The following is a 14256-nucleotide window of genomic DNA, read 5'->3' as shown; positions in this document are numbered from 1 at the left end:
CTAATAATCGGAAAATTGCATGTACAATAATGATAGTAATGATGAAAATGAAAGTACCCAGCTCTGGACCAGAGAAGCTCTGTTTTCCGATCGCAATACCAGACTGGATAAATTCTGGGGAACAGAACTTGAAAATGATGGGATTTCGAGAGGAAAAGCAAAGGACTGGATTAAAGCCGGCCTTGCTGAAGTAGACGGTGTCCTCTGTAAAAAGCCCAATTACAAATTAGCGGGCGGCGAAAAGCTTACCCTTAAAGGTGAAGTTGAAAACAATTCCCTGATACCGGAAGACAAACCTCTGGATATTATATTTAATGATGGGCGGGTTGCTGTCATTAATAAACCGGCCGGGCTGACAACTCACCCCGCTCCGAGTTGTCCGACTGAAACGCTGGTACATCGTCTTATTCATCATTTTCCTGAAATTCAGAATATGGATGAATGGCGTCCCGGCATCGTACACAGACTTGATAAATTTACCTCCGGCCTTATTGCTGTGGCCTTGAATGACCATGACAGACTTGCTTTGTCCGCAGCTTTTGCAGAACGGGAAGTTGATAAAACCTATCTTGCGATTGTTCACGGTGTACCGGATAAAGACTTTGCTGATATTAATATGCCTATCGGCAGACACCCTATCCATAAAACCAAAATGGCAGTAGTTTTGAAAGGCGGCAGAGATGCCCGCTCAAGCTATGAAGTTCTCTGGACCGATCCTGCAGAACGGGCAAGTCTCTTAAGAGTTAAAATTTACACAGGAAGAACTCACCAGATTAGAGTTCATATGGCTCACATAGGTCATCCCCTTCTAGGAGATCAGGTTTACGGTTCACAACAGCACACCATATTGAAAAACCAAAGCAAACATCTTTCTGAGTTGGCTTCCAGGCAGATGCTTCATGCGTATAGCCTGTCCTTCAATCATCCTGAGACAGATGAAAGATTAAGCTTCACGCTCACACCTCCTGATGATTTTATTACTCTTTTGAAAGAACTTAACAATTCTGTACAACGTGTCGGACTTATAGGCATGCCTTGTTGCGGAAAATCTACAGTTCTAAAGTTACTATCTGAAAAGGGCATCCCGGTTTTCAGTGCTGATAAGTCTGTCTCCGATACATACAACAAAGACGGTGCCGGATGGGAAATGATCCGCCAAAGATTCGGTAACAAATTTACTGAAACAGAAACCGGAAATATTGACAAAAAGAAAGTGTTTGCTGCCATATGTGAAGATAGTGATATCCGTCGTGAAATAATGAATATTGTCCATCCCATTGTTCAGCACGAAACGGCTCTGTTCTTTCAGACGAATGCGACCACACCTTTAGCTGTTGCCGAAATTCCACTTCTTCTTGAAGCTGGATGGCACACTCAAAAACTGGTTGATGTGGTTATCGGAATTAGATGCCCGGATTCTAAAAGAACTCAAGAACTTAGAGAAAAACGAGGGCTTGCCCCCGAAACTCTTGCCACTTTTGATTCCTGGCAGTGGGATGAAAAAGCAAAAATGGACTGCTGCACAGCTATCATCGATAACGACTCAGGCCTAGATGAATTAAAAGCCAACACAGAAAAAGTATTACTTCTTCTGGCGGAAATGCGTGAAGCAAAAGCTAAAAAGTTTGATGCCTTCCTGAAAACTCTTTTCAAGCAGGAAGACAAACACTAAGTTTATTGCAATCTCTTGACTTCGCCTCTTTTAAGCTTATTATTTAAGTAAGACCTGAGGCGTAGGTAGAGGCCATAGCGAGAGAATGAACATATAATATAAGTTAGGGCTAAATGCCCATTTTACATACGAGAATTCTCAACTAGGTCTAAACCGCGCTTTCGGCATCAGGTTAAGTACAGTGTTTAGGGGGGTAAAAGGCCCGAAGTACACCTACAAACCAACCTCATACAATTCCCGCCGCTCCTACGGCGGGAATTTTTTATATGCGGTACATAAATGATCCCAATCCGCGATAACGTTCCATGTCTGATACGCCCTTATGTTCTCTGGACATTAATGACGGCAAACATCACTACATTTTTTATGGAGCAGTTTCTTGCCCCGGGTGCAAAACTGACTCTTTTCCATTTACTCGGAGTGGTTCCGGCCCGCTATATTAATCCTGAATGGGCACTTGCAGCAGGTTATCCCTCTGCCGGGGTACTTCCTTTTTTTACCTATATGTTTCTACACAGCGGATGGATTCACATCATACTGAATCTGTGGATGCTCTGGATTTTTGCAGATAACATTGAAGATGCCATGGGCCATGCCAGATTTTTTGTCTTCTACACAATCTGCGGACTGGCAGCCATTGCAGTTCAGGTGATGCTCACTCCATCTGCAAACGTTCCTATCATCGGCGCATCAGGCGCAGTTGCGGGAATAATGGGAGCATACTTTGTTCTCTATCCTCACGGACGGGTGTTAACACTCGTCCCCATCATTATTTTTCCGCTTTTTTTTAAAATACCTGCCGGACTTTTTTTAGGAATCTGGTTTACTATCCAAATTTTTTCAGGATTTACAGAACACATGTCAGGCGGTGCGCAGCAAATTGCTTGGGGAGCACACGTAGGAGGGTTCGTTACAGGTTTAATTCTAGTCCGCTTTTTCATAAAAAAAGACCGCTGCAAATACTGCTATGATCCCGCTAAAAAGGATTACGAACTGCCCGAAGATTTTTAATTACGAAATTTTACAACTTTTTATTCACACCAATTCTATCCCTGAGCATAGGGAATTTCTATATTCCCGACTTTTTTAGACGGATTTTCTCATTTTATCTTCAATCTAAATCCAATCATTCCGCTTGACTTGATCTCATAGCGATATACTTTGATATGGTGACGCCGTTTTGCTATACTCGGCTAATTATCTAAGGAGAAATAATTCGATGAGTGTTAAATATAAAGACTACTACAAACTTCTGGGAGTTTCGCGCTCCGCCTCTAAAGAGGAAATATCAAAAGCATTCAAGAAGCTGGCGCGCAAGCATCATCCTGACTTGAATCATGATAATCCTGAGTCTGAAACGAAGTTTAAAGAAATAAATGAAGCTTACGAAGTCTTAAAAGACGCAAAAAAACGTAAGATGTACGATCAGTTCGGAGCAGATTGGGAACACGGCCAGAACTTCCAGCCACCTCCGGGACAGGGCGGCAGAAATTTCGGCGGACAAAGTTTCGGGGGAGCACAAGGATTCGGAGGCGGAGATTTCAGTGACTTCTTCGAAACTATTTTCGGAGGAGCTGGCGGTGGTAGAGGCGGATTTTCCGGAGCTTCCGGATTCGGAGGCGGCGGTTTTCAGCAACGTCCCCAAAAAGGAGCCGACTCGGAAACAACTCTGACTCTGACCTTGGAAGAAGCCTATAAAGGCGGCTCAAAATCTATTTCAGTTCAGGAACGCACAACCGGTCCCGGCGGGCATCCGATGGTCCAGTCAAAAAAACTGGATGTGAATGTACCTGCCGGAATTAAAGACGGACAAAAAATACGTCTTGCCAGTCAAGGCGCACCCGGCCCGGGCGACGGACCATCCGGAGATCTTTATCTGAAAATAAAATTGGCTCCCCACCAACTTTACAAGGTGGAAGAAAACAATATTATTTTAGATCTTCCACTTGCACCGTGGGAAGCAGCCCTTGGCTCAAAAGTTAAAGTTCCTACTCTTGACGGAATGATCGAAATGAATATTCCGGCAGGCATGGGAAGCGGCAAAAAGATGAGAGTTAAAGGAAGAGGCTTAGGTGCCGGAGCTAAGAAAGGCGATCAGTTTGTCAGAGTAATGGTTCAAGTGCCTGTTGCAGATTCAGATGAAATTAAAAAACTCTGGGCGGAATTGTCAGAAAAGACAGAATTCAGCCCAAGGTCATTCTAAGGGAGATTTTGCAAATGGATATTAAAAAAAGGACTGAAGCAAATCCTCCCAGCCGCTCACGCAGATTGCTGTTCGCGCAGATTGTCGAGATGACCGGCCTTGAAGAAGATACTGTTCTGGAGCTGATAAGCCTTGAATGGGTATCCCCTGCCACAACGGGCGACGGGCATTATCTTTTCGGGACACGGGATCTCTATCGGCTCAGCAAACTTTCCAGATTGTGCCGTGATCTTGAAATCACCGCAGCCGGAGGCTCCATTATCGTGGACCTTCTGGAACGGGTTGAACAACTCGAAGCCCGTGTAGAAGAAATGCGCAAACTAATTTAAATTGTGCAATTTTAAATAACAGACATAATGACTTGCGATATATATTCAGGATTCAAACTCCTGCCTCTCAATCCGGAACTGTTCGCGATTTGACGAACAGCAAAATGCGTCCGGATACGTAAAATTGACCGAGACTTAAAATCGATCAAAATGAGTGAGTTTAGAATCTTTCCGCGAGTCAATAATACCTGATAAAAAGGAGACTCTATATGGATCCGAATAAATTCACGAAGAAAACAAACGACGCAATTGCCGAAGCTCAATCTCTGGCCATTTCAAATGGCCAGCAGCAAATCGAAGTGGAGCACCTGCTCCTCGCCTTAGTTGAGCAGGAAAAAGGCATTGTTTCCAAAATTCTACAAAAAAGCGGTATTGATCCCGCAACTTATAAATCTGCCGTTCAAAAAGAAATCAACAAACTGCCAAGCGTCAGCGGGCCCGGTGCACAGCCCGGACAGGTATTTGTCACCCCGCGTCTTAATCGCGTTATTGTTGAAGCGGAACAGGCCGCCAAGCGCATGCACGACGAGTTCATCAGTGTCGAGCATCTGTTTCTCGCTATCATGGCCGAACACGGTTCAACCGGAGCCGGAAAAGTTAATGCTTCCTTCAATCTTACTAAAGATAAAGTTCTGGAAGCAATGACAACCATCAGAGGCAATCAGAGGGTAACGACTGACAACCCCGAAGCCACCTATGATGCCCTTAAAAAATACGGACGCGATCTTGTTGAAGAAGCCCGCAAAGGCAAACTTGATCCCGTCATCGGACGCGACTCTGAAATCAGACGTGTTATCCGCATTCTTTCCCGCCGCACAAAGAATAACCCTATTCTCATAGGTGAAGCGGGAGTCGGTAAAACTGCGATCATCGAAGGTCTGGCCCAACGCATTGTTAAACAGGACGTGCCGGAAGGACTTAAAGACAAAACCGTCTTTATGCTCGACATGGGCGCTCTTATTGCCGGAGCTAAATATCGCGGAGAATTTGAGGAACGCCTCAAAGCCGTATTAAAAGAAGTTCAGGAATCCGAAGGTCAGATTCTCATCTTCATTGATGAAATCCACACCATTGTAGGCGCGGGTAAAAGCGAAGGAGCAATGGACGCAGGAAATCTGCTTAAACCCATGCTCGCCAGAGGTGAACTGCACTGCATCGGCGCCACAACCACGGATGAATATCGTAAATATATTGAAAAAGATCCTGCTCTTGAAAGACGTTTCCAGACCATTATGGTGGAAGAGCCTTCCGTTGAGGATACCATTTCAATCCTGCGCGGACTGCGCGAGAAATTTGAAGTTCATCACGGCGTAAGAATTAGTGACGCAGCACTTATTGAAGCCGCGACACTTTCTCAACGCTATATATCGGACAGACAGCTTCCCGATAAAGCAATCGACCTTATTGATGAAGCCGCAGCCATGATCAGGACTGAAATTGATTCACAGCCATATGAGCTGGACAAAATCAACAGACAGATTCTGCAAGCTGAAATTGAGCGGGAAGCTCTCAGGCGTGAAGAAGATAAAGCTTCCCGAACCAGACTTGCGAAATTGGAAGATTCGCTCACTGAGCTTAAAATAACTCAGTCCGAATTGCTTGAACAATGGGAAAAAGAAAAAGCATCAATCGACACGGTTCGGGATCTCAAATCTCAAATCGAACAGACCAAGATTGAAGTTGAAAAAGCCGAAAGAGCACTTGATTACAACAAGGCGGCTGAGCTTAAATATTCAGTTCTTCTGGAACTTGAAAAGAAACTTGCTGCAATTGAAAAAGATATCCAAGGCGATGAGGACGATTCTTCAACAAACAGAACCCGTATGCTGAAAGAGTTCGTCGGACCGGATGACATAGCCGGAATCATCTCCCGCTGGACAGGTATTCCTGTAACCAGACTGGTAGAAGGTGAAAGAGAAAAACTGCTTCGTCTCGAAGAAATTCTGCACGCCAGAGTTATCGGTCAGAATGAAGCTGTCCGCGCTGTTTCCGATGCAGTAATCAGAGCGCGCGCCGGACTTAAAGATCCATCACGCCCCATTGGCTCATTCATATTCCTAGGCCCCACAGGCGTGGGTAAAACCGAGCTGTGCAAGGCTCTCGCGGAATCTCTGTTTGATACCGAAGACAACATAGTGCGCCTCGACATGTCCGAGTACATGGAAAAACACGCGGTTGCCCGTCTAATCGGAGCGCCTCCGGGATATATAGGTTATGACGAAGGCGGTCAGTTAACTGAAGCCATCAGAAGAAAACCTTACTCGGTTGTACTTTTTGATGAGATTGAAAAAGCGCATCCCGATGTGTTTAATGTCCTGCTGCAAATACTTGATGACGGTCGCCTAACCGACAGTCACGGTCGAACAGTGGATTGCAAAAACACGCTCATCATCATGACTTCCAACCTAGGATCACATATTCTATTGGATGGAATTGAAAAGGATGGAGAATTCAAAACTGGTGTCGCTGAAGGCGTTATGAATGTCCTGCGTGGACATTTCAGGCCGGAATTCCTTAACAGGGTTGATGAAACAGTGCTCTTCAAACCTCTGCTCGAAAAGGATCTGAAACAGATTGTAACTTTGCAACTAGGCGGACTTAGAGCGCGTCTGGCTGAACACAAAATGTCCTTAGAAGTAACAGAACAAGCCAAGGCATTTATCGCCCATGCGTCATACGATCCGGTTTACGGAGCAAGACCCCTGCGTCGATATATACAGCTCCATCTTGAAACTCCACTTGCAAAGGAAATTATCAGTGGAAATCTACAAGAGGAACAAACCGTTTCAATCGATGCAAACGACGACGGACTTACTTTCAAGAATAGTCAATAGCTTAAACAGATAGTTTAAATTCAAAGGCCGCAAATTTCATTATGAAATTTGCGGCCTTTTTTTGTTAGCCGGACCTGACTCGGCTTATTCATGTCCGCCCTGTTCGTTATCCTCTGCTTATTAAGACAAACGATTGTCGTTAAAATTCAGAATAGGTCTGTATTTTGGGAGGCAGTTACAAACGCATGAGGATAAAAAATATGATTTACCCCGGTGGTTACAAATTGAGAGAAAAGAAGGCAAAGACATTCCAATTAACGTCAGATTGTACAAGAACTCATTGCCTCCTGAAGACATTCTGGAAATGATGTACGATGTGGTGCCGAACTCAATTCTTGAGGGACCGGAAGAAATGGATAGCCCGTATTATTACCTAAAAGAATTTCCAGCTCATGAACGCATGTATCCAAGCATGATGTCCCCTGAACGCAGGGCGTTATGGGAACGCAAGCTTAGAGAAATGGAATACGAAAAAGAATATCTTAAGAAAACCAAGCGTAATCTCCACGCAAAGTTTATTATTGAAAATCCCGAATTGCCACTTGTTAAAGATTTGAGAAAAACTCAATACGGACAGGAACTGCTCGCAGAAGTGGAAAGAAATCAGCCGCGTCAGGCGGAAAATGGCACGGGCGAAAACATTCGAGATGAAAACAGCAGAATCATATACACGGGCATAGTTCTTGATCCAGAAGCGATTGAACGTGAATATGAATACGACAACGGCGGCAGACTCAGCAAAGTCCTCTGTGACAACGCTGTTATCGAACATTATCAGTACGGCAAAAACGGAGAACGGTTATTCGCGGAAACTCGGCAGACAAAGCCGCGATTGTTTAAGTACGGCCAGAACATGCAGCTTCTTCAAGCTGGCGAAGTAAAATATATGTACGACAACCAAGGCCGTATGATCATGAAAACAGATCTCGGACAGGTGACGAGATACTCGTACCTTGAATCCGGCCCGCTCCACGAAGTACATCTGCCGGACGGACGCAGAATCAAATATACCTCTGATCCTCTGGGGCGGAGAATTGCTAAATCTATCAACGGTAAGGTTGTCGAAAAATATCTCTGGCATGATTTGACCACGCTTATTGCTGTAACAGACGGGGAAGGATTACACCCGAAAGTCTTTACCTATAACGAAGAAGGCGATCGCGTCAGCATGACATTTGAAGGACGCACCTTTCTCTTTGCTACAAATCAAGTCGGCACTATCTTCATGGTTGCAGACGAAAGAGGTTATGATGTAAAGCGGATTATATATGATTCGTTTGGTAATGTGTTACTCGATAGCGGAGTCCGTTTAGAGGTCTGTTTAGGATTCGCCGCGGGACTGACAGACAAAGATACCGGACTCGTACATTTGGGATATCGCGAATATAATCCTACCATCGGCAGGTTCATAACCCCCGATCCAATCGGTTTAGCTGGCGGAGATGTGGATGTTTATGGTTACTGCCTTGATGATCCGATTAATTTTCATGACCGGACGGGATTGGCTGGAAAGAGTGAGGAAAAAAAGGAAGGAGCTTTTTCAAAAATAATCTCAGGATTACGTAAAGCTTCTACTGCGATACCGAAAGGACTTGAAGGGGCAACGGATAAAAGCATTAAGGGCATTAAAAAAGCTACTACCGAAGGTGGAAAGGCTGCGATAAAAGCTCTTGATAAGGGCGCAGATGCAGCGGGTGAGGCTGTCGGGAAAACGGTAGATGAATTTAAGAAAAATAAAGAGTTACAAAAATATACAAAGATAGCTTTCGGGGCAGGGGCACTACCGATTGCTTTGGCTTCAGGAATCGCAGCCGGCCCTGCTGTTTCGAGCGCAGCAACATCTGTTGCAACTAAGATAGCTACGACGCCGGGAGCACAAACTGTACTAGATTTTACAAAGGGAGCACTTGTTGAGGATGGGCTTGCCACAGCCCCTGGATCTCTTGCTGAAGGAGCGGGAGAACTGAGCACGGAGGCCTACTCTCAGATAACTCAATATCTCGAATCAGCATTTTCAAAATCAAAGAAGAGTAAACATAATGAGTTTAAGCGAAACCCGAAAAAGGCAAAATAAATTAAAATCAATTTTTACAAAATTTGTGATCGGTTTATTTGGAATTATTCTTATCCTATGGAGCATGCCTCTTTCAGAGCTAGATATTACAACAATTAGAGGACAACATATCGGATTGACTGGCCGTTGGACTATGACTGCTATAGGGCTAATCATCATCGGCTACAGTGTTTTTTATAAACCAAAACTACCAAGCAAAATGGTAGAATTAGAAGACACAATTTGTCCAACATGCGAGACTCCTTTTGGTATAGGAGAAGCTCCTCAAAATGAGCTTTGCCCGAGGTGCAAGGTTCTGCTGGAACCCCTGAAAGGTTTCTATGATCGACATCCCGAATTAAAAGATATTAAGAGTGAAAAGAACTAACCATCGACAGGTTCATCAACAAACAAACGCCCCGCACTGATAACAGTACGGGGCGTTTTAACATTTAATATAATCAGTAATATAATTAGCTAATTTAGTACCCTAGTAAAGTACCAACCTGATAAATCAGAACCGATAGTGAGTAACCAAATCCAAGCGAACCGAATACTGAGAACAGTCCCCACTTCCAGTTTGTCTCTCTAATGATTACCGCAACCGTGACCATACACGGCACATAAACCAGCATGAAGATGAATACCGACCAGATAACCGCTGGAGTCCATGCTGGATCGGCTGCAATTTTCTGACTCAAAGTGGTTGCATCATCAGGATCTTCTTCACCCAGTGAATAGGCAGTGGACATGGTGGAGACGAAAACCTCTTTCGCGGCAAATGCGCCGATAAAAGATATATTTGCCTGCCACGGGAAGCCCGCAAGATTCGTTACCGGAGATATAGCGTTGCTCATGCGTCCGGCATATGAGGTTTTAAGAGCTTCCTCACCTTTAGAATAATCAATAACACTCAACTTTTTATCAAGCTGCACTTGTTTCTGATATTCAGAGCCATCCCAATTTTTACTTTCAACAGTAACCTGTGCGCGCTGTGCTTCATAATCGTCAACTCTTTCAGCAGTAAGCTGAGGGAAAGTCATCAAAGCCCACATCAGGATTGAAATGGCGAGAATTACAGTCCCTGCCTTCTTGATATACTGCCAAACTCTATCCCACGTATGAATAGCAACACCGTGAATAGTTGGAAGTCTGTAAGGCGGAAGCTCCATTACAAATGGAGTGGATTCCCCTCTTAAAGCTGTCCAGCGCAAAAGTCTGCCGACACAAAGAGCCAAGGCCCACGAGATAAGTACTAAAAAGAACATCACAGATGTTGCGGACTCAGGATAAAAGGCACTGACCAGCATAATATAAGCTGTAGCCTTAGCACCGCAAATCATGAACGGAGCAGTCAGGATTGTCGCGATTCTTTCTTTAGGACTCCGTAATGTACGGCAAGTCATAACGGCCGGAACAGCGCAACCACCGGGAAGTCCACCCGCCATAATAAATGGCATAATCGACATTCCATGCAAACCGAACATACGAAAAACTCTGTCTACCATGTACGCAACACGGGCCATGTAGCCGAGATCTTCTAAGAAAACGAGCATCGCAAACATGATAAGGATAAGCGGGGTAAAGCCCATAACAGCCCCGACGCCGTCAATTACGCCGGACACGAGCATGGATTTCAATAATCCGTCAGGCAGCACTGCCGAGACAGTAGAAGACAACCAGCCGAAGGCGTCTTCAACCCAGCCCTGTGGATAAGCCCCGAAGGTGAATGTTACGTAAAACATTGCATACATGGCACCGATCATAATGATCGGTCCCAAAAATCTATGAGTCAGAACGGTATCAACCTTATCAGAAAAATCAAATCGAAGGTTATCTTCCCGGCTGATGACACCCTGCTTAAGAATAGAATTGATAAACCCGTAACGATAGTCGGCAAGAATAGCTTCAGGATAAGTGTTTAGAGTTTTTTGGACATGATCCGAAACTCTTTTAACGATCGCTTGCAACTGTTCCGCCAATGCTCCGGCCTTACGCCCATTCTTGATAACAATTTCATCTTCTTCAAGGTATTTAACCGCCAGCCAATGCGGATCATAACGATCAGTCATGAACTCATTTTCTTTGATCAATGCTGTCATTTCTTCAATTGCAGGATCAAGATCATGACCGTATGAAATATTTACGGGAGTCCATTTGCCTTTAGTCTTATCGGCCACCTGTTGCACAGCCTGCATCAATTCATCTGTACCGAGACCACGACGGGCAACGCATTCGATAACAGGGACACCCATAAGCTTGGAAAGCTTTTTCGAATCTATACGGATTCCCTTTTTCTTGACCTCGTCCATCATGTTAAGGCCGAGAACAACAGGAACTCCTATCTCCATGAACTGGACCGCCAGATAAAGACTTCTTTCCAGAGATGTTGCATCAAGCATGTTGATAACAACATCGGGCTTTTCATCTACAATAACATTTCTGGCAACAACTTCTTCCATTGAGTAAGAAGTTAAAGAATAGGTTCCAGGCAAATCTACCAGACGTATCGAAACACCATCTTTAGTATAATTCCCTTCGGTCCGGTCAACAGTTATGCCGGGGTAGTTACCGACTCGGGCTGTAGAACCGGTCAAAGCATTAAACATTGTGCTTTTACCGCAGTTAGGCTGCCCTGAAACTGCTACAAAAAATTTATCACTCATATATTATTCCTCTACTTTGACGGTAATAAAATCAGCTTCATTATTACGAAGAGTCAGAGTAAAACCTTTCATACGAAGTGCAACAGGATCTTTAAGCGGAGCGCGTCCCACAATTCTGAACTCCGTTCCGGGAATCAGCCCCATATCTCTTATTCTGCGCCCCAATTCGCCACTTACATTAACAGAAACAACTACACCCTTCTGATCTTTAGTCATCGACCTAAGCGAAACTGACATAAACTTCCCTCTCAATATATATGACCTTGATTTTCATTTTCAACATTATTAAGTCCGTTTTCTCTTTGCGAAATTCTGTTTAGACTTGATACTGATTGAAAGTCAATCTCAAATAGACGGTATATTTAAAATAAATAAAGTTGTTATTAACAGCTAAAAACAAGAACTCTGCTCTTTTTTTCTATTTTCGATTGCATTCATATTTTTTTTTGTGGTGGATTACGTTTAATAAAACCTTTAACATCTCGAACTCAAACTCTAATTTTATTATCTAAGTGAATAAACTATACACTACCAACCTTCTGACCACCAAATACATAATGACAAAATTATTCCCATATGAAGATTTACGCGAGTATGCCAAAGTTCTGATCGGGGCGCTTGAACTTCAATTAAAAAGTTCGTTTAAAAATCGGGACATCATTATCATAAAATATGACAACACTGCCACTCCGCTTGCAGAAGCTCTCTTTGCCCTTTTGATCGAAAAACACATGCATCCGGTAATGGAAACAGCTCTGACACCTGCCATGAAAGCCGAAATATATATAAACTCAAGCTACGGTCAACTGACATTCTTTCCGCCCGGTAAAACAGAACTGTATGACACTGCCCGCGGAGTTATCAGAATTCATGCACCGGAAGAAGTCGATGCAATGGCTGAAATTGACCCCCTGTCAATAATGGCTAACAAAAAAGCTTCAAACAAATTCAGACAGCGTCTTGAAAAAAGAAAAATATACGGCTCACTGGCATGGACTGAATGTGTTTACCCGACACAGGCTTTAGCGGATAAGGCTGGATTTTCTTTGGAAGAATACACAATCAAGCTAATGCGAGCCTGCTATTTAAACATGCCGTCTCCTGCTCAGGAATGGAAGAAAATTTCAGAAAAAACATCCGAAATAGCCCTCTGGTTAAGTTCAATGGATATCAAAACGATTCAAATACAATCAGAATTATGTGATTTATATTTTTCTCCGGGAGCAAACAGGCAATGGCAGGGATCAAACGGCGGCAATGTTCCCAGTTATGAAGTATACATCTCTCCGGACTGCCGCACCGTAAACGGATATTATTTTGCGGACCTCCCATCATTATATATGGATCGAATGGTATACGGAGTTCACCTCGAATTCTCAGACGGGATTGCTATCAAAGCAACTGCCATGGGTGGGGAAAATTTCTTGCTGGATCAATTACGCGCGGACGGCGGAGCAAGAAGTGTCGGCGAATTCTCTCTAACCGACTCAAGCTTTTCCAGAGTTGACCACTTCATGTCTCAAACTATTTTAGATGAAAACTTCGGAGGAGAATTTGGAAGCTGTCATATTGCCCTTGGGCAATCACTGCTTGAAACTTTCTCCGGTCCACCTGAAATGCTTGATAAACCATTTATGGACGCACTTGGATTCAATACATCCAGCACACATTGGGATCTTGTAAACACTGAAGAGAAGATCATTGTTGCAAATTTAGCTGACGGAAAGCGAAAAGTAATATATGAAAACGGAGTATTCAAAATTTAAAAATCACAATTGAACACAAAAAAGTAACATATGAACCCATCAGAGATGTTGACAAGCCTATCGAGATGCTTATTTCTCTAATTACGCGTTCTGACAGACCTTTTCAAGGTTCGCAGACCGTTAATTCATGTCACTGGAGAATCCATGCCTGGAAAAAAAGATAATTTAGAAATGAACGAAGAAGAAAATGTCGCTCCTGAAGCTGATGAAGCTGCTGCAAATGAGATGACTTTAAGCGAAGACGAGCTGAAAGCTCTGTGTCTGGAACATATCTGCTCAACATGCGATGTGATGGAACAAGCCAAAGAAGATCGCTTAAGAGCTTTGGCTGACAGTGAAAATTTCAAGAAAAGAGTTTCCCGCGAAACCGATGAACTTAAAAAATTCGCTGCGGAAAACATCCTTTCGGATTTACTTCCTATTCTCGATAACCTTGATCTGGCTCTTAATCATGCAAAAGATTTAGACGCATGCAAGGATTTCGTAATGGGTGTAGATATGACTAGAAAACTTTTTCTGGAAACCCTTAGCAGACACGGTCTCGAAGCGGTTGGAAAGCCTGGTGAAGATTTTGATCCGAACTTTCATGAAGCAATGGGAATGGCTCAAGTTGCAGAACTTGCGGACGGCTCGGTCGCTCAAGTAATGCAACGAGGATATGTTCTGAAAGGCAGAATAATCCGTCCTGCGAAAGTCATGGTTAATAAATTAACCTAATTAAATGCATTTGCAT

Annotated in this window: 11 protein-coding genes; 9 read left to right on the top strand and 2 right to left on the bottom strand. The window is 43.7% G+C overall.

Going from position 1 to position 14256, the window contains the following annotated elements:
• Nucleotides 1–19: 19 nt before the first annotated feature.
• From coaE to JEY82_RS10540, 7 genes are all read left to right on the top strand, one after another.
• Complete coding sequence (gene coaE, locus JEY82_RS10570; RefSeq protein ID WP_304085357.1) at nucleotides 20–1672, top strand: dephospho-CoA kinase; 1653 nt, start codon at nucleotides 20–22, stop codon at nucleotides 1670–1672.
• Nucleotides 1673–1951: 279 nt separating this feature from the next.
• Nucleotides 1952–2683: a rhomboid family intramembrane serine protease gene (locus tag JEY82_RS10565; RefSeq protein WP_304085356.1), complete on the top strand. Its 732-nt coding sequence runs from the start codon at nucleotides 1952–1954 to the stop codon at nucleotides 2681–2683.
• A 208-nt stretch (nucleotides 2684–2891) separates the two neighbouring features.
• Nucleotides 2892–3875, top strand: coding sequence for a DnaJ C-terminal domain-containing protein (locus tag JEY82_RS10560; protein WP_304085355.1), 984 nt, complete (start codon nucleotides 2892–2894; stop codon nucleotides 3873–3875).
• Nucleotides 3876–3889: 14 nt separating this feature from the next.
• Nucleotides 3890–4204 carry a chaperone modulator CbpM gene (locus JEY82_RS10555; RefSeq protein WP_304085354.1) on the top strand — a complete coding sequence of 105 codons (315 nt, stop codon included), beginning with the start codon at nucleotides 3890–3892 and terminating at the stop codon, nucleotides 4202–4204.
• A gap of 209 nt (nucleotides 4205–4413) precedes the next feature.
• Nucleotides 4414–7038, top strand: a complete 2625-nt coding sequence (gene clpB / locus JEY82_RS10550) for an ATP-dependent chaperone ClpB (RefSeq protein ID WP_304085353.1) — start codon at nucleotides 4414–4416, stop codon at nucleotides 7036–7038.
• Between the two features lie 280 nt (nucleotides 7039–7318).
• Nucleotides 7319–9112, top strand: a complete 1794-nt coding sequence (locus JEY82_RS10545) for an RHS repeat domain-containing protein (RefSeq protein ID WP_304085352.1) — start codon at nucleotides 7319–7321, stop codon at nucleotides 9110–9112.
• Nucleotides 9078–9479, top strand: a complete 402-nt coding sequence (locus JEY82_RS10540; protein ID WP_304085351.1) for a hypothetical protein — start codon at nucleotides 9078–9080, stop codon at nucleotides 9477–9479. The genes JEY82_RS10545 and JEY82_RS10540 overlap by 35 nt, the downstream gene beginning before the upstream one ends.
• 94 nt (nucleotides 9480–9573) lie before the next feature.
• Here the strand turns inward: JEY82_RS10540 and feoB are convergent, their stop codons facing one another.
• Together feoB and JEY82_RS10530 are read right to left on the bottom strand one after the other, a co-directional pair.
• Entirely contained in the window at nucleotides 9574–11757 is a 2184-nt protein-coding gene (gene feoB, locus JEY82_RS10535; protein WP_304085350.1) for a ferrous iron transport protein B, read from the bottom strand.
• A gap of 3 nt (nucleotides 11758–11760) precedes the next feature.
• Complete coding sequence (locus JEY82_RS10530) at nucleotides 11761–11994, bottom strand: FeoA domain-containing protein (protein WP_092158982.1); 234 nt, start codon at nucleotides 11992–11994, stop codon at nucleotides 11761–11763.
• A 320-nt stretch (nucleotides 11995–12314) separates the two neighbouring features.
• Between JEY82_RS10530 and JEY82_RS10525 the strand changes: the two genes are divergently transcribed.
• The gene (locus JEY82_RS10525; RefSeq protein ID WP_304085349.1) at nucleotides 12315–13523 is read left to right on the top strand and encodes an aminopeptidase; all 1209 of its coding nucleotides are present in this window, start codon (nucleotides 12315–12317) and stop codon (nucleotides 13521–13523) included.
• Between the two features lie 144 nt (nucleotides 13524–13667).
• Nucleotides 13668–14240, top strand: a complete 573-nt coding sequence (gene grpE, locus JEY82_RS10520) for a nucleotide exchange factor GrpE (protein ID WP_304085348.1) — start codon at nucleotides 13668–13670, stop codon at nucleotides 14238–14240.
• Nucleotides 14241–14256: the final 16 nt, after the last annotated feature.

This window comes from Maridesulfovibrio ferrireducens (assembly GCF_016342405.1).
In the GTDB taxonomy this organism is placed as follows: Bacteria; Desulfobacterota; Desulfovibrionia; order Desulfovibrionales; family Desulfovibrionaceae; genus Maridesulfovibrio; species Maridesulfovibrio ferrireducens_A.
Note: the sequence above shows the minus strand (reverse complement) of the source record. Positions and strands in the feature narration are given on the sequence as shown.

Coding starts and splice junctions, on each gene's coding strand:
- feoB (WP_304085350.1), bottom strand. CDS start 11,757: ATGAGTGATAAATTTTTTGTAGCAGTTTCAGGGCAGCCTAACTGCGGT.
- clpB (WP_304085353.1), top strand. CDS start 4,414: ATGGATCCGAATAAATTCACGAAGAAAACAAACGACGCAATTGCCGAA.
- grpE (WP_304085348.1), top strand. CDS start 13,668: ATGCCTGGAAAAAAAGATAATTTAGAAATGAACGAAGAAGAAAATGTC.
- JEY82_RS10560 (WP_304085355.1), top strand. CDS start 2,892: ATGAGTGTTAAATATAAAGACTACTACAAACTTCTGGGAGTTTCGCGC.
- JEY82_RS10565 (WP_304085356.1), top strand. CDS start 1,952: ATGATCCCAATCCGCGATAACGTTCCATGTCTGATACGCCCTTATGTT.
- JEY82_RS10540 (WP_304085351.1), top strand. CDS start 9,078: ATGAGTTTAAGCGAAACCCGAAAAAGGCAAAATAAATTAAAATCAATT.
- JEY82_RS10530 (WP_092158982.1), bottom strand. CDS start 11,994: ATGTCAGTTTCGCTTAGGTCGATGACTAAAGATCAGAAGGGTGTAGTT.
- coaE (WP_304085357.1), top strand. CDS start 20: ATGTACAATAATGATAGTAATGATGAAAATGAAAGTACCCAGCTCTGG.
- JEY82_RS10555 (WP_304085354.1), top strand. CDS start 3,890: ATGGATATTAAAAAAAGGACTGAAGCAAATCCTCCCAGCCGCTCACGC.
- JEY82_RS10525 (WP_304085349.1), top strand. CDS start 12,315: ATGACAAAATTATTCCCATATGAAGATTTACGCGAGTATGCCAAAGTT.